At 71.7% G+C, this 23060-nt stretch carries 24 protein-coding genes; 13 read left to right on the top strand and 11 right to left on the bottom strand.

The window, feature by feature from the left end; genetic code table 11:
- Positions 1 to 42 precede the first annotated feature (42 nt).
- On the top strand, positions 43 to 624 hold the full coding sequence (locus AB0B39_RS27395; protein ID WP_357575757.1) for a dihydrofolate reductase family protein: 582 nt from the start codon (positions 43 to 45) through the stop codon (positions 622 to 624).
- Between the two features lie 275 nt (positions 625 to 899).
- Positions 900 to 2330: a non-reducing end alpha-L-arabinofuranosidase family hydrolase gene (locus AB0B39_RS27400; RefSeq protein WP_357575758.1), complete on the top strand. Its 1431-nt coding sequence runs from the start codon at positions 900 to 902 to the stop codon at positions 2328 to 2330.
- Positions 2331 to 2398: 68 nt separating this feature from the next.
- Here AB0B39_RS27400 and AB0B39_RS27405 read toward each other — a convergent pair whose 3' ends face one another.
- The 4 genes from AB0B39_RS27405 to AB0B39_RS27420 form a co-directional block, all read right to left on the bottom strand.
- The gene (locus AB0B39_RS27405; protein ID WP_357575759.1) at positions 2399 to 4870 is read right to left on the bottom strand and encodes an ABC transporter permease; all 2472 of its coding nucleotides are present in this window, start codon (positions 4868 to 4870) and stop codon (positions 2399 to 2401) included.
- Positions 4867 to 5625 (bottom strand): ABC transporter ATP-binding protein, encoded by a 759-nt coding sequence (locus AB0B39_RS27410; RefSeq protein WP_357575760.1) that lies wholly within the window; start codon positions 5623 to 5625, stop codon positions 4867 to 4869. Before AB0B39_RS27410 ends, AB0B39_RS27405 begins: the two co-directional genes overlap by 4 nt.
- A 111-nt stretch (positions 5626 to 5736) precedes the next feature.
- On the bottom strand, positions 5737 to 6393 hold the full coding sequence (locus AB0B39_RS27415) for a response regulator transcription factor (protein WP_357491998.1): 657 nt from the start codon (positions 6391 to 6393) through the stop codon (positions 5737 to 5739).
- A complete protein-coding gene (locus AB0B39_RS27420; RefSeq protein WP_357575761.1) occupies positions 6381 to 7607 on the bottom strand; it encodes a sensor domain-containing protein in 1227 nt (408 codons plus the stop codon). Before AB0B39_RS27420 ends, AB0B39_RS27415 begins: the two co-directional genes overlap by 13 nt.
- Before the next feature lie 168 nt (positions 7608 to 7775).
- On the opposite strand from AB0B39_RS27420, the gene AB0B39_RS27425 reads away from it, so the two are divergent.
- Positions 7776 to 7994, top strand: a complete 219-nt coding sequence (locus AB0B39_RS27425) for a hypothetical protein (RefSeq protein WP_357491995.1) — start codon at positions 7776 to 7778, stop codon at positions 7992 to 7994.
- A 47-nt stretch (positions 7995 to 8041) separates the two neighbouring features.
- Here AB0B39_RS27425 and AB0B39_RS27430 read toward each other — a convergent pair whose 3' ends face one another.
- Positions 8042 to 8620, bottom strand: a complete 579-nt coding sequence (locus AB0B39_RS27430) for a DUF3455 domain-containing protein (RefSeq protein WP_357575762.1) — start codon at positions 8618 to 8620, stop codon at positions 8042 to 8044.
- A 171-nt stretch (positions 8621 to 8791) separates the two neighbouring features.
- Entirely contained in the window at positions 8792 to 9652 is an 861-nt protein-coding gene (locus tag AB0B39_RS27435) for a helix-turn-helix transcriptional regulator (protein ID WP_357575763.1), read from the bottom strand.
- Between the two features lie 85 nt (positions 9653 to 9737).
- Between AB0B39_RS27435 and AB0B39_RS27440 the strand changes: the two genes are divergently transcribed.
- The gene (locus AB0B39_RS27440) at positions 9738 to 10499 is read left to right on the top strand and encodes a glucose 1-dehydrogenase (protein WP_357491989.1); all 762 of its coding nucleotides are present in this window, start codon (positions 9738 to 9740) and stop codon (positions 10497 to 10499) included.
- Between the two features lie 67 nt (positions 10500 to 10566).
- Positions 10567 to 12060, top strand: a complete 1494-nt coding sequence (locus AB0B39_RS27445) for a sulfatase (protein WP_357491987.1) — start codon at positions 10567 to 10569, stop codon at positions 12058 to 12060.
- Positions 12061 to 12160: 100 nt separating this feature from the next.
- On the opposite strand, the gene AB0B39_RS27450 is transcribed toward AB0B39_RS27445, so the two are convergent.
- A complete protein-coding gene (locus AB0B39_RS27450) occupies positions 12161 to 12937 on the bottom strand; it encodes a helix-turn-helix transcriptional regulator (RefSeq protein ID WP_357575764.1) in 777 nt (258 codons plus the stop codon).
- Positions 12938 to 13112: 175 nt separating this feature from the next.
- Between AB0B39_RS27450 and AB0B39_RS27455 the strand changes: the two genes are divergently transcribed.
- Positions 13113 to 13796, top strand: coding sequence for an alpha/beta hydrolase family protein (locus AB0B39_RS27455; RefSeq protein WP_357575765.1), 684 nt, complete (start codon positions 13113 to 13115; stop codon positions 13794 to 13796).
- A gap of 17 nt (positions 13797 to 13813) precedes the next feature.
- On the opposite strand, the gene AB0B39_RS27460 is transcribed toward AB0B39_RS27455, so the two are convergent.
- Both AB0B39_RS27460 and AB0B39_RS27465 read right to left on the bottom strand, forming a co-directional pair.
- On the bottom strand, positions 13814 to 14245 hold the full coding sequence (locus tag AB0B39_RS27460) for an SRPBCC family protein (protein WP_357575766.1): 432 nt from the start codon (positions 14243 to 14245) through the stop codon (positions 13814 to 13816).
- A gap of 39 nt (positions 14246 to 14284) precedes the next feature.
- Positions 14285 to 14755, bottom strand: coding sequence for a MarR family transcriptional regulator (locus AB0B39_RS27465; protein WP_357575767.1), 471 nt, complete (start codon positions 14753 to 14755; stop codon positions 14285 to 14287).
- A gap of 327 nt (positions 14756 to 15082) precedes the next feature.
- Between AB0B39_RS27465 and AB0B39_RS27470 the strand changes: the two genes are divergently transcribed.
- Positions 15083 to 15412: a hypothetical protein gene (locus AB0B39_RS27470; RefSeq protein WP_357491978.1), complete on the top strand. Its 330-nt coding sequence runs from the start codon at positions 15083 to 15085 to the stop codon at positions 15410 to 15412.
- A gap of 168 nt (positions 15413 to 15580) precedes the next feature.
- The gene (locus AB0B39_RS27475; RefSeq protein ID WP_357575768.1) at positions 15581 to 16654 is read left to right on the top strand and encodes a hypothetical protein; all 1074 of its coding nucleotides are present in this window, start codon (positions 15581 to 15583) and stop codon (positions 16652 to 16654) included.
- Positions 16655 to 16831: 177 nt separating this feature from the next.
- Here the strand turns inward: AB0B39_RS27475 and AB0B39_RS27480 are convergent, their stop codons facing one another.
- Together AB0B39_RS27480 and AB0B39_RS27485 are read right to left on the bottom strand one after the other, a co-directional pair.
- The gene (locus AB0B39_RS27480) at positions 16832 to 17929 is read right to left on the bottom strand and encodes a M23 family metallopeptidase (RefSeq protein WP_357491974.1); all 1098 of its coding nucleotides are present in this window, start codon (positions 17927 to 17929) and stop codon (positions 16832 to 16834) included.
- On the bottom strand, positions 17926 to 18453 hold the full coding sequence (locus AB0B39_RS27485) for a hypothetical protein (RefSeq protein ID WP_357575769.1): 528 nt from the start codon (positions 18451 to 18453) through the stop codon (positions 17926 to 17928). The genes AB0B39_RS27480 and AB0B39_RS27485 overlap by 4 nt, the downstream gene beginning before the upstream one ends.
- Positions 18454 to 18771: 318 nt before the next feature.
- Here AB0B39_RS27485 and AB0B39_RS27490 point away from each other — a divergent pair, with 318 nt between their 5' ends.
- The 5 genes from AB0B39_RS27490 to AB0B39_RS27510 are packed head-to-tail and all read left to right on the top strand — an operon-like array spanning position 18772 to position 23050.
- Complete coding sequence (locus AB0B39_RS27490; RefSeq protein ID WP_234591576.1) at positions 18772 to 19200, top strand: hypothetical protein; 429 nt, start codon at positions 18772 to 18774, stop codon at positions 19198 to 19200.
- Between the two features lie 11 nt (positions 19201 to 19211).
- The gene (locus tag AB0B39_RS27495; RefSeq protein ID WP_234591575.1) at positions 19212 to 19514 is read left to right on the top strand and encodes a hypothetical protein; all 303 of its coding nucleotides are present in this window, start codon (positions 19212 to 19214) and stop codon (positions 19512 to 19514) included.
- A 31-nt stretch (positions 19515 to 19545) separates the two neighbouring features.
- Complete coding sequence (locus AB0B39_RS27500; protein ID WP_357491970.1) at positions 19546 to 20292, top strand: hypothetical protein; 747 nt, start codon at positions 19546 to 19548, stop codon at positions 20290 to 20292.
- The gene (locus AB0B39_RS27505) at positions 20292 to 21581 is read left to right on the top strand and encodes a hypothetical protein (RefSeq protein WP_357575770.1); all 1290 of its coding nucleotides are present in this window, start codon (positions 20292 to 20294) and stop codon (positions 21579 to 21581) included. The genes AB0B39_RS27500 and AB0B39_RS27505 overlap by 1 nt, the downstream gene beginning before the upstream one ends.
- Entirely contained in the window at positions 21578 to 23050 is a 1473-nt protein-coding gene (locus tag AB0B39_RS27510) for an SCO6880 family protein (protein ID WP_357575771.1), read from the top strand. The genes AB0B39_RS27505 and AB0B39_RS27510 overlap by 4 nt, the downstream gene beginning before the upstream one ends.
- The last annotated feature ends 10 nt before the right edge of the window (positions 23051 to 23060 follow it).

Genomic DNA, 23060 nt, shown 5'->3' on the forward strand with positions numbered 1-23060 from the left:
CAGCGGGACGCCGGGTCGCCCGCCGGGTCGAAGGGTGCGGTCATGCGGAAACTGGTTGTCGTCGAGTTCGTGACGCTCGACGGGGTCATGCAAGGGCTGGGATCACCCGACGAGGATCGTGACGGCGGGTTCGAGCACGGCGGCTGGGCGGCACCGTTCTTCGACGAGACCCAGGCGACCGCCGCCGTGCAGGGGCTCCGGTCGACAACGGCGTACCTCTTCGGTCGCCGGACGTACGAGAAGATGACCGGTTACTGGCCGAGCCAGCCCGACGACAACCCGATGGCCGCCCACCTCAACGCGACTCCCAAGTACGTCGCCACCCGCACGCTGACCGATCTCACCTGGTCGAACGCCCGACGCCTCGACGGAGATCTCGTGTCGGCGGTCACGGACCTGAAGTCGCGGGGCGACGGCGTCATCGTCGTGCTGGGCAGCGGGGTGCTCGTGCAGGAACTCATCGCGCACGACCTGATCGACGGGTACCGCCTGTTCCTGCACCCGCTGCTGCTCGGCACCGGCAAGCGGCTCTTCCGCCAGGCCGACCGGCCGCGACGTCTGCGGCTGGTCGACTGCACGCCGACCAGCACCGGTGTCCTCATGCTGGAGTACGAATTGGAGTGACGGGGCCCCCGGCAGAACGCGTCCTCAGCCGGTGACCGGCTCTGTTATCGATAACATCGCGATCGTTGTGGCGCCTCGCCGTCCCCTGGGTGCAGCGCACCGGGACGGCCATCTCGGCCTGCTCGGAGGGCTCGCGCTGACCGTCAGACGCCTTCAAGGCATCGAGGTTGATGGTTTGGGAGCGCTCCCGTAACATACGCGACGCGGCTGTTAACGCTCACCTAACAATGACTCCCACGAATGTGGAGGCCGCCATCCCGTCAGGAGGGTGCTAGATGACCATATTTAGACCGACCAATGTCGGCCTCGTCTCGGCAGGTGTCGCATTGCTGGCGTCGGCCACGGTCGTCGTGGCGATGCCGGCCGGCGCCGCCGCAGCGGGCTGCTCGGTGAACTATGCCGTGTCGTCGCAGTGGCAGGGCGGGTTCGGCGCCAACGTGACGATCACGAACCTCGGTGATCCGTTGAGCGGTTGGACGTTGACGTGGTCGTACGGGGCCGGCCAGACGGTGACGCAGTCGTGGAACACGGAGCTGACGCAGAGCGGTGCGGCGGTGACCGCGCGCAACGTGAGCTACAACGGATCGGTCGCGACCAACGGCACGGTGTCGTTCGGCTTCAACGGGTCGTGGACGAGCAGCAACCCGGCTCCGACGAGCTTCGCCCTGAACGGCGTGACCTGCACCGGCGGGACCACGCCGACGCCACCGGTGACCGACACGCCCGCGCCGCCGACGACCCCACCGCCCACCACCCCACCGCCGACGACACCGCCACCCACGACCCCGCCGCCGACCACGTGTGATCTGCCGTCGTCGTACCGGTGGTCGTCGACCGGCGCGTTGGCGCAGCCCAAGTCGGGCTGGGTGTCACTCAAGGACTTCACCGTCGCCCCGTACAACGGCCGGCAGTTGGTCTACGCGACCACCCATGACACCGGCACCCGCTGGGGCTCGATGAACTTCGGCCTGTTCACCAACTGGTCCGACATGGCCTCGGCCAGTCAGAACACCATGAACAACGCCACCGTCGCACCGACCCTGTTCTACTTCGCGCCCCGCAACATCTGGGTCCTGGCCTACCAGTGGGGCGGTACCGCGTTCTCCTACCGCACCTCCACCGACCCGACCAACCCCAACGGCTGGTCCGCGGCGCAGACCCTGTTCACCGGCAGCATCTCCGGCTCCGGCACCGGCCCCATCGACCAGACCCTCATCGCCGACAGCACCACCATGTACCTGTTCTTCGCCGGCGACAACGGCAAGATCTACCGCGCCAGCATGCCGATCGGTAACTTCCCCGGCAACTTCGGCAGCACCTACACCACCATCATGAGCGACTCCACGAACAACCTGTTCGAAGCCGTGCAGGTCTACAAGCTCCAAAACCAGAACCGCTACCTCATGCTCGTCGAGGCCATCGGCTCGCAGGGCCGCTACTTCCGCTCCTTCACCGCCACCAGCCTCGGCGGCACCTGGACCCCCCAGGCCGCCACCGAGAGCAACCCCTTCGCCGGCAAAGCCAACAGCGGCGCCACCTGGACCAACGACATCAGCCACGGCGAGCTGATCCGCACCAGCGCCGACCAGACCTTCACCGTCGACCCCTGCAACCTGCAACTGCTCTACCAGGGCCGATCCCCGTCCTCCGGCGGCGACTACGGCCTCCTGCCGTACCGACCGGGCCTGCTCACCCTGCGCCGCTGACCTCCACCGCCTGACGACTCCGGGGCGGGTTCGGCATGACGCCGAACCCGCCCCGGAGTCACGCGGCCCTACTCCCGCGTGCCGATGTCGTCGATCGGCGGGACCCGGAGCAGTCGCCGGACCGGCCACACAGTGGTCGCCAGGGCCAGCACCGTCGCGCCGCCGAGCACCGCCGCCCCGCCGAGCGGCGGCACGTACGGGATCGGGCTGCCGGTCAGCGCGTTGACGAGCGCACCCAGGGTCAGCGCCGCTATCGTCGCGCCGATCAGCACCGCCGTACCGAGCAGCCCGGCCTGTTCGGCGTGGACCATCCTCCGGATCTGCCGGCGGGTGACCCCGACCAGCCGCAGCAGCGCCAACTCGCGACGCCGGGCCAGCGCGGCCAGCACCATCGTGGTGGCCGCCGCCAGCGCCGCGTACCCCACCATCACTCCGATCAGCAGCCGGTTCAGCCAGGCGCTCAGCGCCAGATCGGTGCCGATCAGACGCGTACGGGTCGCGGCGTCGAGCACCGCACTGCCCGGGTGCCGGGCCGACCAGGCGGCCAGCGCGGCATCGGCGTCCGGGCCGGCGCGGACCAGGATCTCGTCGTCGGTGACCCCGGCGGTGTGCCCGGCGACCGTCTGCGCGGCCAGCGTGACGTCACCGAAGCCGAGGCCACGGCCGTAGATCGCGACGACGGTCAACCTGCTCGGCGTGCCATCGCCCAGCCACAGGTCCGCCTGGTCGCCGACGTGCCAACCGGACACCGACGCCTGCGTCGCGGACAGCGCGACAGTGCCCGCGCCCAGGTCGGCCAGGTCACCCTCGCGCACCGCGAGGTCCATGGTGGAGGTGATCCCCGCCGGGTCGACCGCCTGCGCGGCGACCGGCGCGATCCCGTCGAACGACCGCACCACCACCTGCGTACGGCGTACCCCGGTGGCCGCCCGCACGCCGGTCAACTCGCGGACCTCCCGCGCCGCGTCGGGCGACAGCCCACCCGGCGCGACCAGCACCCGCTCGGCGAGCGTGCCCGCAGCGCTCTGCGCAATGGTCTGCCGTTCCTGATTCGTCTGCAGGAACCAGACCGAACCGCCGAACCCGACCGCGAGCACGAGAGCGGTCAGCACGGTCGCCATCCCCTGTGCGTTCGCCCGCAGGTTGGCCGCGGCCAGGTAGCCACTGACCCGCCAGACCCGCGACAGCACCGGGGTGAGCAGCCGGGCCGCGTACGCGTTGATCCTCGGCGCGAGCAGCGCCACCGCGATGACGAACAGGTAGAGCATGCCTACCGCGCCGGCCAGCGCGGCGGTCGGCCCGGTGCCGCCGAGCGTGAACCCGCCGGAGGTGACGGCCGCGGCGAGGGTCAGCACACCGGCGACCAGCCGCACCCGGCCGCCGCGCCGAGGCTCCACCGCGATCTCGCCGAGCGCCTCAACCGGTCTGATCCCGGCCACCCGCCGGCCGGCGATCAGCGCGGCGAGCACGGCCACCAGCACCGCCGTACCCACGGCGGCCGGCACGGCGAACAGGCCGCCCGTCATCGGGAAGCCGGCCGGGATGAACCCGCGGTCCACCAGCTCGCCCTGCACCCACCTTGCCGCCAGCACACCTGCCGGCACTCCCACCACTGAGGCGACCAGGGCGAGCAGCGCGGCCTCGCCGATCAGCAGGCGGCGGATCTGGCCCGGCGTGGCCGCGACCGCACGCAGCAACGCCAGGTCACGGCGACGGTGCCGCACGGACAGACCGATCGTGCCGGCCACCACGAAGACGATCAGCAGGACGACGTACCCGCCGAACGCCGATCCCGCCTCGATCAGCAGCTCGTGGGCGGCCAGGTTCGCGGACTGCTCGACCGCGCCGCGCTCCGGCCCGACGTACGTCGTGGCACCGGCCGCCGAGGCGAGCTGGCGGACCGCGTCCCGATCGGCGCCGGGCGCGAGTCGTACGCCGATCGCGTCCAGCCGACCCGGGTGTGCGGACAACCGCGCGGCCTGCGCGTCGGTGAAGTACACAGCGGTCGTACCGGTGTCGGCGACCGCGCTCACCCGGTACGACCGGCTGACCCCGTTGACGACCAGGTCGACGCGCTCGCCCGGGGCCGCGCCGAGCCGGGAGTCGGCCAGCACCTCGTCGTCGGCCCGAGGCGCGGCGCCCGCGATGATCGGACGACCGGAAAAGGCGTACGTGGCCCAGCCGTGCCCCGTGGCGGCCGGCGCACCGATCTCCACCCGTTCGTCGCCGGCCACCGTCGTGACGCCGGGCAGCCGCCGGATCCGGTCCACCAGGGCGGCGTCCACGGTGCCGCCCTCGGGCAACGCGACGGTGCTCGTGGTGGTTTCCCCGTCGAACTCCTTGAACGTGTGGCTGACCGTGCGGTCGGCGACGACCAGATCGGCCGCCGCCCACAGCCGGGGCTCCGGACGGAAGCGCAGGCCCGACTCGACGAGCGTGCCCATGGCGACCAGGATCAGCACCCCCGCGATCAGGGCGAGCAGCGTGGCGGCTGCCGGGCCGGCGCGGTGCCGCAGCAGCCGGGCGGCGAGCGCCGTCATCGGGCGACCCGCCGATCCAGCGACGCCAGATGCTCGGCGATGCCGGCGGCCCCCAGCTGCGGCAGGTCGGCGACGATCCGACCGTCGGCCAGCACGAGAACCCGGTCCGCGTACGACGCGGCCACCGGGTCGTGGGTCACCATCACCACGGTCAGCCCGTGGTCGTCGACGACCGCGCGCAACAGCGTCAGCACCTCGGCCGCGGCCCGCGTGTCGAGGGCCCCGGTGGGCTCGTCACAGAAGATCACCTCGGGGCGGGTGGCCAGCGCCCGGGCGATCGCCACCCGCTGCTGCTGGCCGCCGGAGAGCGCGGCCGGCCGGTGACGCAGCCGGTCGGTGAGCCCGACCCGCTCGACCACGCGGGCCAGCCAGGCGCGGTCCGGACGGACTGCGGCCAGCCGCAGCGGCAGGACGATGTTCTCCTCGACGGTGAGGGCACCGATCAGGTTGAACGCCTGGAAGACGAACCCGATGCGGGTACGCCGCAGCTCGGTGAGACGGGTCTCCGACAACCCGGACAGGTCGGTGTCACCGATCAGGACACGACCGGAGCTGGGCCGGTCGAGTCCGGCAGCGGTCTGCAACAGCGTGCTCTTGCCGGAGCCGGAGGGCCCCATCACGGCCGTGAAGGTGCCGCGACCGAAGCCGACGTCGATTCCGGCCAGCGCGGTCACCGGGTTACCGCCGGCCGCGTACACCCGGGTGAGGTGTTCGACGCGTACGGCGTCGTTGGTAGGTCCCGGATACTCGGGCATTCTGGTGGCCTCTCTTCGAGTCGGCGACAGGATTCGCGCGCACCAGAAACGCTATTGAGCTGGGAGAACGTGGGCCATCCAACGGGCTACCCAGTCCGGGTACAGCAGGCGCTACCGCTGGTCGCCGTCCAGGTAGCGCAGCACCGCGGTGACCCGGCGGTCGGCACGGTCGTCGGGTGGGAGCTGGAGTTTCGCGAAGATGCTGCGGATGTGCTTGTGCACCGCGCCGTCGGTGACGAACAGCCGCTCGGCGATCGCCGTGTTGCCGAGCCCTTCGGCCATCAGCCCCAGCACCTCACGTTCGCGGGGCGACAACTCGGCCAACGCCGTGTCCGGCCGGCGGTTGCGGGCGAGCAACTGCGCCACCACCTCCGGGTCGATCACGCTGCCGCCGGCCGCGACGCGGCGCAGCGCGGCGAGGAACTCCTCGACCCGGCCCACCCGTTCCTTCAACAGATAGCCGAGCCCGACGGCGCCGACCGAGAACAGTTCGGTGGCGAACGCCTGCTCCACGTACGCCGACAGGACCAGCACCGCGAGGCCGGGCTGGCGCCGCCGGGCCTCCACCGCGGCCACGATGCCCTCGTCGGTGTGGGTCGGCGGCATCCGTACGTCCACGATCGCCACGTCGGGCGCGTGCTCGTCGACAGCGACCAGGAACTCTCCCGGAGTGCCCGCCGTGGCGACCACGTCCAGTTCCTCAGCCCGCAACAGCAGCGCCAACCCCTCCCGCAACAGCGGGTCGTCCTCGGCGATCACGATCCGCATGGCAGCTCCACGTGCATCCTCGTCGGCCCTCCCGATGGGCTGGTCAGCGTCATTCGCCCGTCGTACGCCTCGACCCGCCGGCGGATGCCGGTGAGCCCGGAGCCGCGTGCCTCGTCGGCGTCGCCGCGTCCGTCGTCCTCGATGGTGACCAGCAGCCGACCCTGCTCGCGGCGCACCGCGACGTCCACCTGGCTCGCCCCGCTGTGCCGGACCACGTTCGTCAGCGCCTCGGCCACCACGAAGTACGCGGTGGCCTCGACCGACGCCGCGCAGCGGACGGCCACGTCCACGGCGAGCCGGCACGGAACCGCGCAACTGCCGGCCAGGCCCGCCAGCGCTCCGGCGAGACCCCGATCGTCCAGCACGGGCGGCAGGATGCCGCGCACCACCGTACGCAGTTCGCCGAGCGCCTGTTCCGCCGCGTCCTGCGCCTGCCCGAGGATCTCGTCGGCCCGGTCCGGGTCACGCCGTACCGCCCGGCGCGCGGCGCCCAGCAGCACGTTGACCGCGACCAGCCGATTCTGGGTGCCGTCGTGCAGCGACCGCTCGATGCGGCGCAGCTCCAGGGCGTGGGCGTCCAGCGCCGCGGCCCGGGTGGCGGTCAGCGCGGCGACCCGCAGCGACAGGTCGACCCCCGGCGGCGGGGGCAGCAGCCACCGGCCGGGCCAGGACTGGAAGCGGGCCAGCGCCGGGCCGAACGCGACCGCGGCGACCAGCCAGCCCACCCCCAGCAACCCGACCACGAGCGCCTCGGCCAGTCCGTCGATGCGCCACCAGCCGATCCCCGGAGCGCCGGTCTCGGGCGGAACCAGTCGATACCACAGCGGAAACGTGATGTCCTGCAACGCGTTGATCGGCAGGGTGAGGCCGACCAGGCCGGAAACCAGGCCGGTGATCGAGTGGAGCGTGACCCAGCCGAGCTCCCGGCGGACGAACGGGTCGCGCAGCGCCTCCCGCAACTCCTCCGGCACCGGCCCGGGAACCGGGATCGTCGTGCCCCGACGGGACAGCCGGGCGCGCTCCCGATCGGCCACCGCGCGCACCGTCCGCAACGCGCCAGGCGCCAGCCGCAGACCCACCCCGACCAGGCAGGTCAGTGCCACGAGCACCACCCAGAACAGCGCGCCCAGCGCCAGCAGCGCGGTGCCCAGCCCGCCGACGAGGTGTTCGAGGGCGTCGACCGAGGCACGCACCCGGCCCCGCACGTACGCCATCGCCGCCCACCTCCCGGGCCAACATAGGCCACCGCGAGCACGGCCGGCAGCGTCCGCGGCGGAAAGTACAGCCTGCTGTACGCCTGTCGTCGCGCTGGCGGGATCGTCTCCGCGGGGTCGCCCACCTAGCGTCGATGGTGTCGTCGAAGCTCACCGAGGGAGACAGTCATGACCGACCCGTACCGCATCACCCAGGCCCCCGCCACCGCGCCGGAACGGCCCGGTGGCCTGCTACGTCCGCTGCTGTGGCTGGCGCTCTTCGTCAGCGCGGCGATCAACGCCGTGCTCTCGAACGCCCTGGACAACCCGTGGATCGGCTCGGTGTTCGGCCTGGTCGCGCTGCTCTGCGGTGCGGCGCTGATCGTTCACCACCGCCGCAACCGGTGACCAGGCACCGCGGGTCCCGTGCGGGAGCCCCCGACGGGACGGCGCGGTCACCGCTTCGCCGCCCAGAAGACATAGAGGGCGCCGTACGGCACGGACGCGGTCGCGCCGTCGGTGCAGGCGCCGCTAGGCGCGACGCCGCCCGAGGTCAGCAGACGGCTGACGTACGCGACGGTGCCGAGACTGCCGCTGCCGGAACGGGTGTCCACCGTCAACAACAGCTCGGGGATCGTCCCCGCGCGCGGGCTCTCCGCGGTCTTCTTCGCCGTGACCGACGAGCCGTCGCGCTCGGACTGCCAGCTCGGCCCCCTGAAGTGGTGGACCCGGCCACCCGTGCCGATCAGCTGAGCCTCCGGTACGGACGCGCCGGTGAACACACCACCCGTGCACGTATAGGTCTGCGTTCCCCGCGCGACGACGTACGCGCCGACGGGGCGGGATCCGGCCGGAGGCCTGATCGCCGAGGCGATGCGGGGGACGTCGATCCGGCGGGCGTCGGCGCCCAGGGTCGCGCCCTCGGCCACCTCGGCGGCCGACGCCGGGCCGGCCACCAGACCGAGCGCCGCGACCACACCGGCCGTTCCGACGAGCGCAAGCGCCCGGACCCGGGAGCGGGACTTGCTGATCATGCGATTCCTCCGTCCGGGGGCGGGCGTGTCCACGCCCCATGGATCCGCACGGATAGAACACGCTCGGCGATCAATTTCCGGGCGAATTTGAACGCTCATTCACCCGGGTCCACCAACCCGGCGCGACCACCCGAACAGCAGCACTGGACCGGGTAGCGGGCGTCGGGACGGTCAGTGCCCGGTGGCGCTGACAGTCATGCGCTGGGTGCCGAGCACCGAGAGCAGACGCAGCGCCTCCGCGGAGGGTGAGCCCGGCACCGCGGTATAGATGACGAGCCGCTGGTCGCGGTCGGCGATGTCGAGGACGTCGCAGTTCACGGTCACCGGCCCGACCAGCGGGTGCTGGAAGGTCTTGATCAGGGTGTGCTCGTCGCCGACGTCGTGCGACTCCCACAGGTCCCGGAACCGCTGGCTGCCCGCGAGCAGGTCGCGGACCAGCGCCGCCACCTCGGGGTCGTCCGGATAGCGGGCGGCGGTGGCCCGGAGCCGCCGAGCCGAAGCGCGACCGAACTCGTCGACGTCGGACACCCCGTACAGCACCCGACCGTCCGGGTGCGGGCCGAGGAAGGCGCGGCGGACCAGGTTGCGGTCACGCCGGGGCAGCGCCGAGAAGTCCTCCATCAACGCCGCCGCGAGATCGTTCCAGGCGATCACCTCGTAGCTGGCCGACGTCACGTGGGCGGCCGCCTGGGGTAGTCGCTCGATCAGGTCGAGGATGCTCTGCCGTACCTCGCGCGGCGGCCCGGCGGGCGGGGCCGGTGGCCTGCCGGCCAGGTGGTGCAGGTGGTCGCGCTCGGCGTCGGAGAGGCGCAGCGCGCGGGCCAGGCCGGCCAGCACCTCGGGCGAGGGGTGCGGGGCGCGGGCCTGTTCGAGACGGGTGTAGTACTCGATGGAGATGAACGCCAGCCGGGACACCTCCTCGCGGCGCAGCCCGGGCGTGCGACGCCTGGTGCCGGCCGGCAGGCCCACCTCGGCGGGGGTGATCCGCTCGCGCCGGCTGCGCAGGAAGAGGGCCAACTCCTGTCGGTTCACCCCTCAAGTGTGCGCCGCCGAACGGGCTCAGCCAGGTATCGACGATGCCTGGCTACGATCCGGACGCCGGACGCAGGCTGGCCGCATGACACCACTGCTCAAGGACAAGGTCGCGTTCGTCAGCGGGGCGGGACGGGGCATCGGCGCCGCGGCGGCCCGGCTCTTCGCCCGCGAGGGGGCGCGCGTGCTGCTGGCGGCCCGGACGGAATCCCAGCTCCGAGCCGTCACCGACGAGATCCGGGCGGCGGGCGGCACGGCTGATCACGTGCTGTGCGACCTGGCCGACCCGGACAGCGTTCGGGCTGCGGTCGACCGGGCCGTCGCCCTGCACGGACGGCTCGACGTGGCCTTCAACAACGGCGCGACCATCACTCCACCGGGGCCCGTCGACCGGGTGAGCCTGGCCGACTTCGACCGGCTCTACCAGGTCAACCTGCGGGGCGTGTGGCTGGCCATGATCGCCCAGGTCGCGGCGATCCGGGCCACCGCCGGCCAGGGTGCGATCGTCAACAACTCCAGCGTCGGCAGCCTCACTGGCAATCCGGCGCTGCCCGCGTACGGGGCGATGAAGCGTGCGGTGAACAGCCTGACCGAGTCGGCGGCCATCACCTTCGCCCCGGAGGGCATCCGGGTCAACGCGATCGCTCCGGGCAACACCCGTACCGAGATGATCGACAGTTGGCAGGAGAACTCGCCCGGCCTGGTGGAGCGCCTGATCGCGGCCACACCGCTGGCCCGCCAGGCCGAGCCCGAGGAGATCGCCGAGGCGGCCGCGTGGCTTCTCAGCGACCGTTCGTCGTTCGTGACAGGCGTCGTGCTCCGCGTCGACGGCGGGGCACGAGCCTAGGAGCCATTGATCGGATCATCACCACCTGTTCAATAGATGCTGACAAATTCCGACCAGTCTTGGCGACATGGCTATCACCCAGCGACGCCTCCTCGCCACCACAGTCGTGGCCGGGCTGGCTCTGCTCGCCGCGTGGGCACCGGCACGCGCCGCGGAGCCCGCCCCGGCGACCACCGCCAGCGCCCCCAACATCATCTTCGTCCTCGTCGACGACCTCGCGTGGAACCTCGTGCCGTACCTGCCGCAGGTCCGACAACTGCAGAGCGACGGGGTCACCTTCACCAACTACACGGTCACCGACTCGCTGTGCTGCCCGTCCCGCTCGTCGATCCTCACCGGCCAGTTCCCGCACGACACGGGTGTGTTCACCAACGGCGGGGCCGACGGCGGTTTCGCGGTCTTCAAGGGCCGGGGCAACGAGAACCGCACCTTCGCGACGGTGTTGCAGGGCAAGGGCTACCGGACCGGCTTCCTGGGCAAGTACCTCAACGGCTACCTGCCGGCGGACACGCAGGGAGGTGCGCTGCCGTACGTCCCGCCGGGCTGGTCGGAGTGGTACGGGGCCGGCAACGGGTACCCCGAGTACAACTACGACCTCAACGAGAACCACACGGTCGTCCACTACGGCAGCCAACCGGCCGACTACCTGACCAACGTGCTGTCCCGCAAGGGCAAGGACTTCATCCAGCGCTCGGCGGCCGCCAACACGCCCTTCCTGCTGGAGGTGTCGACCTTCGCCCCGCACAGCCCGTTCACCCCGGCCAACCAGGACCTCGACGACTTCCCCGGGCTGACCGCCCCGCGCACCGCGGCGTACGACCGGCTGCCCACCAACCCGCCCTCCTGGCTGGCCGGCAACGGACCACTCACCGCGCAGGAGAAGAGCACCCTGGACACGAACTTCCGCAAACGTGCCCAGTCCGTGCAGGCGGTCGATCGGCTGATCGGCAACCTACGCGCCCAGCTCACGACCAGCGGAATCGCCGACAACACCTATGTCGTGTTCAGCTCCGACAACGGCTTCCACATGGGCGAGTACCGGTTGACCGGCGGCAAGCAGACCGCCTTCGACACCGACGTGCGGGTGCCGCTCGTCGTCGCCGGGCCGGGCGTCGTCCCCGGATCGGAGCGCCCCGAGATCGTGCAGAACATCGACCTGGCACCGACCTTCCAGCGCATCGCCGCCGCCGACGTCGGCACGCACGTCGACGGGCGCAACCTGCTACCGCTCGCGCAGGGCGAGGCAGCGCCGAACTGGCGCACCGGGGCGCTGATCGAACACCACGGCCCCAACCAGGCCGCCGACGACCCCGACGCCCAGGACCGCCGCAACGGCAGCCCGGTCACCTACGAGGCCCTGCGGACCGCGACCTACACCTACGTCGAGTACTCCAACGGCGAACGGGAGTACTACGACCGGACCGTCGACCCGCACCAGCTCGACAACATCGCTGCCGGCCTCTCGGCCACGCGACGGGCCGCGCTGCACGATGCCCTCGCGTCGTACGTCGCCTGCCACAGCCACTCGGCGTGCTGGACGGCCGGTCACGTGCCGGCCTGACGACAGGCTCGGCGGGGCTGCTCGTCCGACGGGCGGCCCCGGTCGGCAATCCCTGGAACGCTTGCTCCGCGTCGACCTCGACATCACCGTCTGGACGCGATCACCGGCGGGGTGACGGTGTGCGGCCGGCCCGGTAGCGACCTGGCGTCGTTCCGATGATCGCGCTGAACGCCGCGATGAAGCTGCTGGGATTGGCCCAACCGCACGCGTAGGCCGTCTGGGTGGTGTCCCGACCGTCGGCCAGCAGCACGAGTGCGTGGTAGACGCGCAGCTGCGTCCGCCACTCGTAGAAGGTCATGCCAAGTTCGTCGTGGAACAGTCGACTCAGGGTACGAGTGCTCGCTCCGATCGTCCTTCCGAGTTCGGCAAGCGTGGCGTTGTCGGCAGGCGTCTCGTACAGCAGCCGGGCGATGGCCCGCAGGCGGTCGTCGCGCGGCTCCGGCAGGTGCAGCGGCTGTTCGGGTGCCTCGCGGAGTTCGTCGACGAGCACTCGAAGCAGGCGGGAGCGCGCCGCGCGGCTGTAGCCAGGCGTCGTGTCGTCGTAGTTGCCGGGGCCGGTCAGGGCGAGCAGGACCTCGCGGGCGAGGTCCGAGGCCAGGAACACGGCGGGGCGTTCCGGCAGAAACCGGGTGAGGGAGGGTGCGAGGAACACGATCCGCATGTCGGTGGCGCCGTGCGCCCGGTGGTCGTGCGTGAATTCCGCAGGGGTCCAGGCGACCCGGTTCGCGGGAACTATCGACGCGCCGCGTTCGGTGTGCACGGCCAGGATGCCGCTGGCCGCGTACACCAGATGCCCTCGGGCGTGCGTCTGCGCGGCGCTCGTTCCCCCGGCCGGCCAGAGGTGGCGGCCGCCCGAGGGCCAGAGGTGCGACGTCACTCCGGCGGCCGGACGAGATTGGCGGGGAACGGGCATCGACTGGCTTCCTGTCGGTAGTAAGCCACTCCCTGACCTGGCGACACTACCTGCGGGCGGTGAGCCGCGGCCGTGCTGACGCGACCGCCCGGCATCGGGTGGCCTGCCCCGACGCCCAGGCTGAAGAGAGGAAAAGCGCATGACGACGTACGTCCTTGTGCCCGGCGCCTGGAAGGGTTCCTGGTCGTTCGAAGCGGTGGTCCCGCTGCTGGAGCGGGCCGGTCATACCGTGCACGCGCTGACCCTGACCGGTCTGCGGCCGGACGACGACGATGCGACAGTCGCGACCGCCAATCTCGACACGCACGCCGACGACGTGGTGCGGCTCCTCGACCGCGCCCACGTCGCCGACGCGACGCTTGTCGGCCACAGCTACGCCGGAATGGTGGTCGCCGCCGCAGCGGACCGCGCGGACGGCCGGATCTCGCGACGGGTGCATCTCGACGCCTACGTGCCGCTAGATGGCGAGTCGTGCTGGTCGGCGACGAACGAGCACTTCCGGAAGGTGTTCGCCGCGGGAGCTGCGGGCACCGGCTATTCCGTTCGGCCGCCGGAGGGCGGCGATCCCCGCCGTCGTCCCCACCCCCTCGCCTCGTTCCTGCAGACGATCCGGCTCACCGGCGCCGCAGCCCGGGTCCCACGACGCGAGTTCGTCTACTGCTCGGGGTGGGCGGACCGGACGCCGTTCGCCCAGCTCCGCGCCCGGGTCGACGCCGACCCGGAGTGGCAGGTCCACGACCTCCCCACCGGCCACGACGCCATGCACGAGGCCCCCGAGGCGGTCGCCGCGCTGCTGCTCGACGAAGGAGGCTCATCGCGCTGACGGTGACGGGCGGCCCGCTACTCCAGGAGTTGTTTCAGCGTGCCGAGGTTGTCCCGCATCCCGGTCTTGAAGAGCCTCTCGGCAAGCGGTCCGAGGAGTGCGACCGGGCCGGTGAGACCGGCCGCGCTGATCGTGCCCTCCAGGATGAGTCTCGTGGTGCCGTCGGACGGCCGGACGAGGTAGCGGTAGGTGAACGGGGTGGGCCCGGCCAGCGAGGTGAAGGTGACCTCCTCGCCCTGGGCGTACGCGGTGATCGACACGTCGTTGCGGGCGGGCCCGCCGGGCAGGTCTCGATACACCTCGTACCGGGTTCCCAGGCCGCCGGCGCCTCCGACGCGCTCCACGCGTCGCACTGCCGAATACCACCGCGGCATGGTGGTGAAGTCGGCGACGAAATCGAACACGCGCCCTGCCGGGGCCGCGATGTCCAGGTCGAGGTGGAAGGTCATGGTTGCCCCCTGTGTGCGTGCCGCACCCCGACGACGCGGTCAGTCCTTCTGCTTCTCGGCAGCGAGGCGGTTCGCGAGGGCGAGTCCGGCGGGTGATTGTCGGGTGAAGCCGTGCAGGAAACCGATGAACGCGTCGACGTCCGTTCCGGCACTGGCCTGGTCGAGCAGGTCGTACAGCTGATTTTCGATCTCCGCGACGCGGCGGGCCTTGTCCCGGCCCGGCGCGGTGAGCGCGAGCCGGACCTGCCGCCGGTCGTGTTCGCTTGTGGTTCTCTGCACGAGGCCCGCCGCGACCAGTCGGTCGACGATGCGACTCGGGCTGGTGCCGGTGTCGCAGACGAGCATGTCGCCGAGTTCCCGGAGGGCGAGCGGTCCGTGGTCGCCGATGATGCGCAGTGCCTCCGATTGCGCGGGCGTGACACCGATCTCGGACAGCAGCACGGTGAGCTGGCGGTTGCCCTCTCGTTGTGCCGCGAGAATGAGGTAGCGGAGCTGCTCGGCTGTTCTCACACCCGCATCGTGCCGTGTCCACGCAGAGCCGTGGCCAGGAGCCCGGCCGCCGCGGGGTCGATCTGGACGGTGCCGGTGCTGACAACCGTGACCTGCTTGATCGGTGCCACCGCGAACTCCTTAGATGTCGCGACATCGATGTCGTGACACGAATTAGACGTTCAGAGCACTCTTCCTGTCAAGCCTCAGCGTCCAGCCGTCCGTGCGTCCGATCCGGCGGTGCGTCCGATCTCGACTGTGCTCCGGTGATGACGGATGTCCATGGGCGGGCAGGACCAGAGCTGCGCCGCCGGTAGGGTGGGACGCGGTACACCTGGGGGAGGAAACGTGATCAAGCGCTGGGGATCTGCCGGGCTGGCACTCGGGCTCGCCCTGCTGGCGGCCGGGTGTGGCGACGATCCGTCGCTGACCGGCACGTGGATCATGGCGGACAACCAGGCCCGCACGATGACGGTGCGCGACGACGGCTCCGTGTCGGCCAACATCGACGTCCCCTGCACCGGCACCACGAAGGACGAGGGCAACCGGGAGTACCGGCTCGAGCTGGACTGCGGCATCACCAAGATATCGGCCGACGGCGTCCTGAGCACCGACGGCAGCACCCTCACCGTCAAGGACCCGAGCACCGGCCAGGACGCGGTCTGGAACCGCAAGTAGTCCATCGGGCAAGCCGCGCCGCGGACGGCCCGTGACCGGCACCTGTCGCCCACGCGCGGGGCTGCGCCGCGTCGATACCGCGCGATACGGTGCCAGACGTGCCGCCCGGCTGTCCCGACGTCGCCGGCACGCGATGTCACATCACCCGGTTGCGGCGGAGGCGGACACGTGGCGGTTGCGGAGGTCGCGGGCGGCGTTGTGCAGCTCCTGACGGCGATCATGGAGTACCGACGGTTCCTGGCCGAGCAGCAGCAACAGCAACTGCTGCAGCAGCGTGCGGTGACCGAGCGGCAGCTCGAGTTCGCCCAGGCCGTCGGCGACCGGCAGTTCGACGTCCGCAGTGAGCTGGCCGAACAGGCTGCCGGGCTCGACCCGCACCGCACCCGGGAAGTGCACGACCAACTGCACGCGCAGTACCGCCAGGACGCGGCGACCTGGAACCGCGCGGCGGACCCGCAGTGGTGGCAGAAGGCCACGAACGCCGACATCGCCGAGGTGTGGCGTGCCTCCACCGCCTGGCAGGCTGTCGACCCGGCTGCCGACATGGCGCGTCGGGCCGCCGGCGAACGACTCGCCGAGACCGGTGTACGGGTGCCGGCCCAGGGCGGGCGTACCCACACGGGCGACGCACTGTCCCGGGCCGTGCGCGGCGCCGCGGAACGGCAGGGGCAGGCCGCCGGGCCTCGCACGACGACGTCGGCGGCGCAGCGCAGCACGACCGACGGCCGTGGGCCTGCGGACCGTTCGTCGCAGCAGCGGGAGGCCGAGGGCCGCCGAGCCGGTGCCGACGCCGACGCGACCTGGCATCGGGCCGCGGCCGCCGACGACCGCCATCTCGCCGGTGAATGGCGCGACGTCCGGCTGGACGCCGAACAGGGGCTCGCGGCCGGTACCGACATGCCCGCCTACGCCGAGGCGCGCGCCGATCACGCCGACGCGCGGGAGCAGGACTTCACCGCCGAGGCGACCCACCACGAACAGATGGCCGACGCGGCCGGGCAGTCTGCGGCCGTCGCCGGCCAGGCAGCTGCGCCGGGTCAGGCCGCCCCGGCCGGAGCCGCCGCTCCGGAGACCGCGGAGGGCAGGGGCGCGCAGGCCGCGGCCAAGGCGTACCCCCGACCGACACGCGGTGCGGTGGGCCGCGGCGCGGACCGTTCGGCCGCCGCGCGGGGCGCGGCGGGCCGGGGGCGGGTGCAGCCGCAACGCGTGCCCACCCGGGCGCCGCACTCAGCCGCCCGCTGAGCAGCTCCGGCGCGGCACGACCACGAGTCCTCTGGGCCGCACCGCGTCTGCTCGACCGGCCGCCGCGGCAGGTTGCGGCTGCCGGCACGACCCGCCGGGCGTCCCCGTGGACACCGCCCCCACCCCCTGTCTCGCGGGGCGCAGGTGGTGGGCGGGTGAAGTGGGCCGCGCCGGCGGTCAGCCGCCCAGCGGCGCTCCGACGCCTGCCATGAACGCGACGGGGTCCACGGAGTTGCCGAAGCTCAGGCTCTGGCTAGGAGCGACGCCCCGGTGCACCTCGTAGTGCAGGTGCGGCCCGGAGGAGTTCCCGGAGCTGCCGCTGAGGCCGAGGACCTCACCAGCTGCGACCCGCTGCCCGACCCGGACGAAGGGCTGATGGATCATGTGGCAGTAGCGGGTGGCGATGTTGCCGGCGTGGCGGACGTCGACGTACCAGCCACATCCGCCGAGGCCGGGGTATCCGTCGGTGTCGCAGCCGTGCCAGGCCGGGGCGTTGCACTTGCTTGTCGACACGACGCCGGCGGCGGCTGCCCGGATGGGCGTCTCCTTCGCGGCGCCGAGGTCGACGCCGGCATGCCTGTGGTCGCCCCGGTCCTGGCCCCACGGTGCGACCACGCCAGCCCGTACCGGCTGCACCCAGCCGCCCGGACCGACCGGGACGGGTTCGAAGGCGCCCGGCCCGCACGGCGCACCCGGTGCTCCCCCACCCAGGTCGTCGATGCTGCCGACCTTCAGGATGGTGGCGGCCAGGACGTTGGCGTCGTTCTCCCACTGCTGGTAGGCCTCGGGAGTGCCGGAGCGCTGCACGGCCTGGGCGGCGTCGGTCAGCCGCATGCCCTGCCAGCCCTCGACCTTCAGCAGCGACGTGTAGAACTTGCCGGCGGCGTACCGGGGGTCGGTCAGTTGTGCCACGGTTCCCCAGCCCTGGCTGGGACGCTGCTGGAAGAGGCCCACGGAGTCGCGGTCCCCGTAGTTGAGGTTGCGCAGCGTGGACTCCTGCATGGCGGTGGCCAGGGCGATCACCAGGCCACGGGCCGGCACCTTCATCTCCTGGCCGACCGCGACGATGATCGCGGCGTTGGCGACCTGGCTCTCATTCCAGGTGGTGGTGCCCTTGCCGCCTCCGGAGGGCACCGAAACGGGGATCGGCCCGCACGGCGAGGCGCTGGCCGCGCCGCCCATCAGGAACAGCGGCAACCCGATGACGCAGCCAGCCAGCAGCAGGATTACCGCGACGACCGCGCCGATGAGACCTTTCGTCTTCTGGTCGGTCACTGCCCGGCCCGTTTGAAGTCGTTGCCGGTGACCAGCCAGCGGCCCTTGATATCGGCGACACTCACCAGCAGCGTCCCGCGATCCGTGGGGATCGCGAACTGCCCGCCGCCGTCGCGGACGGGGTAGGTCGCCCTGGGCGGGCCGGTGATGCGCGACGCGGGCAGGTTGGCCGGATCGACGGTGCGCAACTGCTCGGCGAACCGCGGGACACACAACTGCCTGACGCCTTCGAGCCAGCCTGCCGCGTCGAGCCCTGGCCGGGCCCACGCGGCGGCGAAGGCGGCAGCGGCGGGCGCCGCCTTGGCGACCGGCGCGGTGGGGCCCTCGTCGTCCTCGTCGTCACGGCCGAGGGCCTCCGGCGGTGTGGCGCTGGCGACCGTTCCGGCGACGGCCGGTGCGGGTCCACCATTTCGCGGCACCTCGCCGCCGGCCGGCCCGGATCGGAAACAGCCGGACAGCGTCACGAGCAGCGTCGGTATGGCGACAGTGAAAACCGCCACCCGTACGGCGAGTCCATAATGCACGGATCCGCCTTCTTCCTTATTCATAGCCGCATTACCCCCGTGCTGCCCGCTTGCTTCGTATCCACTGTGAACCGTCTGGTCAGGAGTCAGCTCTGCACGTCACGATGTGGATTCACCATATCGATAGCCGTGCAGCCGGGTGCTACTGTCTGCCGCGAAGGTACGTCAGGTACGGGGGAAATCACATGCACGGTCGAGCGCAGGGCGATTCTTGACGTGCCCTCGGTCAATGCGCAGATTCGTACGCGGTACGACACACTGCCAGGTCTCTCGGCCGTACCAGTGCCACCGCAGGCTGTTGCCAACGGGTGGCCTCCGGTGTGGTGGGTCGGCTGCCACGGCGGCAGCGGTGCCACCACGCTCGCGACGTTGACCCAGATCGGCTACGACTACGGGCCCGTGTGGCCGCAGTTGCCGCCGAACTCTCCGATGATCAACGTCGTGCTGGTCTGTCGAGCCAGCGCCGCCGGAACGTTGGCGGCGGCCGGTGCGGTGGAGCAGTGGCGTCGGCGAGCCATCCCGGTGCACGCCCAGGTGCGGGGAGTCGTCGCGGTCGCCGCGTCGCCGCGCCGACCGCCCAAGATCGTCAACGAGCGTCTGCAACTGCTGGCTGGCTGGGCACCGAATGTCTGGCGCGTCGGCTGGCAGGAGGTTCTGCTGGCCGCCGACAAGCCCGTCGATCTGGGCGTCCCCCCACCCGACATCGCCGCGCTACGCGATTCCATCGTGGAAGCTGTCTCGATCTAGGAGAAGGATTCATGTCGTTGTTGCTGCAACTGCACGACGCGGTCACCAGCGTGCAGGACGCTGCGACCGGTGTCATCGCCGCACCGAACCCGGGCAACGTCGCACCCCCCGGCTCGGACAAGATCCTGACGATCCTTGGTTGGGTGAAGTGGCTCGTCACGGCCGTCGCCGTTGGCGGCGCCATGTTCATCGGCGCCAAGATGGCGATCGCCCACCGCCGCGGCGACGACACCAACACCTCTGCGCTGGGCTGGTGGCTGGCCGGTTGTGTGCTACTCGGCGTGGGGCCTCAGTTGGTCGACGCGCTGACCTGAGCACGGCGATCACCGGGGGGAAAGAAGCGCCATGCGTTCGAAGAACTACCAGGCTGACTACGCAGAGGAACCGTCGCCGTGGACGCGGCCGGGCTTCGTGCTGGCCGCGGCGCTGCTGCTGGTGATCGTCGCACTCGGAGTCGTCGTCGCCGTTCGGTCCGGCGACGACGCCGAGCCCAGCTCGGTGGCACCCACGGTGTCCGCGGAGAGCGCGACGCCGCAGCCGGAAGCCACGGACAAGCTGCCCACGGCGGTCCCGGTGACCGCGCCAACGGGCGTCACCTGGCAGGTCGTCCGTGGCACCGCGTTGCCGTTCAGCGACCGGGCCGGGCCCCGGGAGCGCAGCGACAAACAGGCCAAGGGCTTCGCACGCACGCCCGAGGGCGCGCTGATCGCCGCCGCGCAGCTGGTCAGCCGGGTGGGGGCCGCCGCCGGCCGGGCCTCGTGGGAACCGACCCTGACCCAGCAGTTCCTGCCCAGCACCGACCGGGACACACTTCAGGCAGCGCTCGCGGCGGAGCCGGAGCAACCGGCGCAACCGGGCGATCTCGCGCCGCTGGCGGGCTACCTGTACCTGACCTACACGCCGGACACCGCGGTGATCGGACTGGCCTACCGGTCGGTCAACGGCACCACCGCACGGTGGTTCATCGTCACGACCACGCTTCAGTGGCGCGGCGGTGACTGGAAGATGGTGGCGCCGCCCGGCGGCGCCTGGACCTCGTTGAGCCGCACCGTTACCGACCTGAACGGCGTCGTGGAATGGGGGGCCCGCTGATGTGCAATCCGATCACGCAAGCCGACTGCAGCCTCGCGGACGCGGCCGGGGACCTGGTCGGCGGCGTCACCACCTCGTTCGCGGACTCCATGCTCGAGGGCCTCGCCAAGGCCATGGGCGAAACCGCGGCCTGGGCCTTGAAGACCCTGATAGCCGGCTGGATCGCGGTGCCGTCCCCGGTCCTCACCGGGGGAGCCGTCGATCGACTGCGCGAGTACACCTACTGGATCACCGGTGCCGTCGCGGTGTTCTCACTGCTCATCGCGGCCGGACGAATCCTGTTGGAGCGCAACGCGAAGGCCGCCACCGACGCCGGACGCGGCCTGGTGCAGCTGACGCTCATCAGCGCTGCGGGCGTACCGACGGTCGCGCTCCTCAGCGAGTTCGGCGACGGTTACTCCAAGTGGATCGTGGACGCCTCGACCGGCGGCGATCTCGGCGAACGCCTGGTGATGTTCGCTCCCGCTGCCGGCGTGGCCGCCTTCAACGGCCTCACGTCCATCGCGCTGATCGCCATCGCGTTCATGCTTCTGCTCATCTCGTTCGCGCAGATCCTGCTGAGCATCGGCATCGCCGCGATCAAGGTGCTGCTGTGCGGACTGATGCCTCTGGCCGCGGCGGCGGCGATGACCGGCACCGGACGCGCGATGCTGGCGCGCTACATGAGCTGGCTGATGGCGGCGCTGCTCTACAAGCCGGCCGCGGCGACCGTGTACGCGGCCGCGTTCTGGATGATCGGTGACGGCAAGGACCTCACCACCGTGCTGACCGGCATCGTGCTGATGTGCATGGGCATCGTGGCGATGCCGGCCCTGCTCAAGTTGCTGGCCCCGGCGACCAGCCAGATCGCCATGGGCGGCGGCGGAGGAGGGGGCCTGGCGGCCTCCGGAGCCATCGCCAACGGCGCCATGCTGCTCAACTCCACCCGCGGTGGCGGCGGTGGCGGTGGCGGTGGCGGTGGCGGTGGACAGAGTGCTCCCGTACGCCCCTCCGGCTCCGGGCCCGGTCCCACTGCCGCACCCGCACCGACCGGCGGTGGGCTACCCGCCGGCGGGCCGGCGATGGCCGGAGGTGGCGGCGGTGCCGCGGCCGGCGGGGGTGCGGCAGCCGGCGGAGGTGCCGCAGCCGGCGGGGGTGCCGCAGCGGCTGGCGGACTGGCTGCGGCTGCCGGCCCGATCGCCGCCGGCGTCGTGGTCGGGCAGGCCGCCGCGAAGGCCGGCCCGGACGCGATCAGGAAGATCGGTGGTGCTGCTGCGGGCGCGAGCGGACCGACAGGAGCTGAGCAGTGACGACGACCGCAGCGCCGCCGAACCCGTCGCAGCAGCGCGCCTACGGCAACTGGCGCCGCGGCGTGTCGGCCGGGCTGTTCGGCCTGGGCACCATCGGCACGCTGATCATGTTCGGCCTGGCCCTGCTGACCGTGTTGATGCTCGCCGTGTCGCTCGTGGCCGCCCTGCTGACCGCGCTGTGCGGTGCTGCCGTCCTGGTCCCGCTGGCCATCCGCGTCAACGGGCGCACCGGACTTCAGGTCATGGCGGCACGGTTCGCGTGGTGGCGGGGGCGTTCACGACGACAGCACCTGTACCTGTCCGGCGTGGCCTCGAAGGTGACGCAGACACACCAACTGCCGGGCATTCTGGCCCGTTCGCAGATCTACGAGGTCGAGACGGGCCGCTCCGGGCGCATCGGCGTGGTGGTCATCCCCCAGTCGCGGCATTACACCGTCACGCTGCGCTGTTACCCCGAGGGCATGGACCTGGTCGACCAGAGCGCCATCGACGCGCGCGTGGCGCACCTGGCCGCCTGGCTGTCCAACCTCAGCCGTGAACCGGGCCTGGTGCAGGCCGCGGTCACCGTGGAGAGCACCCCGGACCCGGGCACGCGGCTGGCCACGGAGGTCAACGACACCATGTCGCCGCAGGCGCCGGAGCTGGCCCGCCAGGTCCTCCAGGAAGTGGTACGCAGCTACCCGGCCGGGTCGGCGACCGTGGAGACCCGGGTCTCGCTCACCTACACGCTGCCTCCGAACCGGCGGCAGCTCTCGCACGAGGACATGTGCCGGGAGGTCGCCGCACGGCTGCCGAACCTGCATTCCGGGCTCTCGGCCGCCGGCGGCGGCGGCGTACGCCCGATGATGACGCGGTCGCTGGTCCGGGCCGTACGCGCCGCGTACGACCCCGGCACGAGCATTGAACTGTCGCGCACTCCCGACCTGGACCTCACCTGGGAGAACGCCGGCCCGGTCTCGGCGCGGGAGAGCTGGGACTACTACCGCCACGACTCCGGGGTCTCGAGGACCTGGGGCATGGTCGAGGCTCCCCGCGGTGTCACCTTCGCCAACACGTTCGCCCGACTGACCGACCCCGACCCGCAACTGCTGCGCAAGCGGGTGTCACTGATCTACCGGCCGTACTCGCCGGCCGAGTCGGCCAAGCTCGTCGAATCCGACAAGCGCGACGCCCGGTTCAACGCCACGAAGAAGTCCCAGGCCACCGCCCGGGACCTGGCCGACCTCAACGCGGCCGAGCAGGCCGCGCAGGAGGAGGCTTCCGGTGCCGGCGTCGTGCGCTTCACGGTGCTGGTCACCGCCACCGTCTCCTCGGTCGAGCAGCTCGACGAGGCGACCCGGATCATCGACTCGCGGGCCGCCGAGGCGCGGCTCATGCTCCGCCCGATGTACGGGGCCCAGGCGGCGACCTTCGCCGCGACCCTGCCGACCGGGGTGGTGTTGCCTGTGCACGCCACCGTGCCGTTCTAGGAGGCGGACC

The sequence above is a fragment of the Micromonospora sp. NPDC049114 genome, assembly GCF_040648635.1.
Taxonomy (GTDB): domain Bacteria; phylum Actinomycetota; class Actinomycetes; order Mycobacteriales; family Micromonosporaceae; genus Micromonospora.

Excerpts from the sequence above, each read along its gene's own strand:
- AB0B39_RS27395 (WP_357575757.1), top strand. The coding sequence starts at position 43 with ATGCGGAAACTGGTTGTCGTCGAGTTCGTGACGCTCGACGGGGTCATG.
- AB0B39_RS27455 (WP_357575765.1), top strand. The coding sequence starts at position 13,113 with ATGACGACGTACGTCCTTGTGCCCGGCGCCTGGAAGGGTTCCTGGTCG.
- AB0B39_RS27415 (WP_357491998.1), bottom strand. The coding sequence starts at position 6,393 with ATGCGGATCGTGATCGCCGAGGACGACCCGCTGTTGCGGGAGGGGTTG.
- AB0B39_RS27445 (WP_357491987.1), top strand. The coding sequence starts at position 10,567 with ATGGCTATCACCCAGCGACGCCTCCTCGCCACCACAGTCGTGGCCGGG.
- AB0B39_RS27425 (WP_357491995.1), top strand. The coding sequence starts at position 7,776 with ATGACCGACCCGTACCGCATCACCCAGGCCCCCGCCACCGCGCCGGAA.
- AB0B39_RS27430 (WP_357575762.1), bottom strand. The coding sequence starts at position 8,620 with ATGATCAGCAAGTCCCGCTCCCGGGTCCGGGCGCTTGCGCTCGTCGGA.
- AB0B39_RS27505 (WP_357575770.1), top strand. The coding sequence starts at position 20,292 with ATGTGCAATCCGATCACGCAAGCCGACTGCAGCCTCGCGGACGCGGCC.
- AB0B39_RS27440 (WP_357491989.1), top strand. The coding sequence starts at position 9,738 with ATGACACCACTGCTCAAGGACAAGGTCGCGTTCGTCAGCGGGGCGGGA.
- AB0B39_RS27460 (WP_357575766.1), bottom strand. The coding sequence starts at position 14,245 with ATGACCTTCCACCTCGACCTGGACATCGCGGCCCCGGCAGGGCGCGTG.
- AB0B39_RS27500 (WP_357491970.1), top strand. The coding sequence starts at position 19,546 with ATGCGTTCGAAGAACTACCAGGCTGACTACGCAGAGGAACCGTCGCCG.
- AB0B39_RS27400 (WP_357575758.1), top strand. The coding sequence starts at position 900 with ATGACCATATTTAGACCGACCAATGTCGGCCTCGTCTCGGCAGGTGTC.
- AB0B39_RS27405 (WP_357575759.1), bottom strand. The coding sequence starts at position 4,870 with ATGACGGCGCTCGCCGCCCGGCTGCTGCGGCACCGCGCCGGCCCGGCA.
- AB0B39_RS27495 (WP_234591575.1), top strand. The coding sequence starts at position 19,212 with ATGTCGTTGTTGCTGCAACTGCACGACGCGGTCACCAGCGTGCAGGAC.
- AB0B39_RS27420 (WP_357575761.1), bottom strand. The coding sequence starts at position 7,607 with ATGGCGTACGTGCGGGGCCGGGTGCGTGCCTCGGTCGACGCCCTCGAA.
- AB0B39_RS27410 (WP_357575760.1), bottom strand. The coding sequence starts at position 5,625 with ATGCCCGAGTATCCGGGACCTACCAACGACGCCGTACGCGTCGAACAC.